This window comes from Limnospira sp. PMC 289.06, from assembly GCF_032350395.1.
Classification (GTDB): domain Bacteria; phylum Cyanobacteriota; class Cyanobacteriia; order Cyanobacteriales; family Microcoleaceae; genus Limnospira; species Limnospira platensis.
This window is the reverse complement of the sequence record NZ_JARPLC010000475.1, coordinates 1-503: the sequence shown is the minus strand read 5'-3', so window position 1 is coordinate 503 and position 503 is coordinate 1. Positions and strand designations below refer to the sequence as shown.

1 pseudogene is annotated in these 503 nt (G+C 46.5%); it reads left to right on the top strand.

Annotation, left to right across the window (positions count from 1 at the left end):
* Nucleotides 1-119: 119 nt before the first annotated feature.
* Nucleotides 120-503 (top strand): annotated as a pseudogene (locus P5674_RS25860) (IS630 transposase-related protein); the annotation flags it as partial.

Here is a 503-nt window from a genome sequence, read left to right as displayed (position 1 = left end):
GAACCTCCAGGACAGGGATTTTCTCGAAATTGGCGACCACATTCACGGCACAGGTATAGCACCAGACAGGAAAGTTAGGACGTATAATGGAGAGGACGAGATGACTAAGAAGACCAAAAATGCCAGCCCCCTATAGTTACGACCTCAGACAAAAAGTTATTGATGCAATTGAACTAGACGGTATGCCCAAAACAGAAGCCAGTCAAGTTTTCCATGTCAGCCGGAACACCATTAATCTCTGGCTGCAAAGAAAAGCACAGACCGGAGACTTCCTCCCTAAACCTAATCACCGACCTGGCAATAACCACAAAATTACCGACTGGCATAAATTCAAGGCTTTTGCCCAAGAGCATGGCGATCAAACCTCCGCTCCAATGGCTGAACTTTGGGATGACGACATCTCTCCTCGCACCATATCCAGAGCCTTGAAGAAAATTGGCTTCACCAGAAAAAAACTTACGGCTACCAAGAAGGTGATGAGCAACAGCGAGAGGAGTTTATTG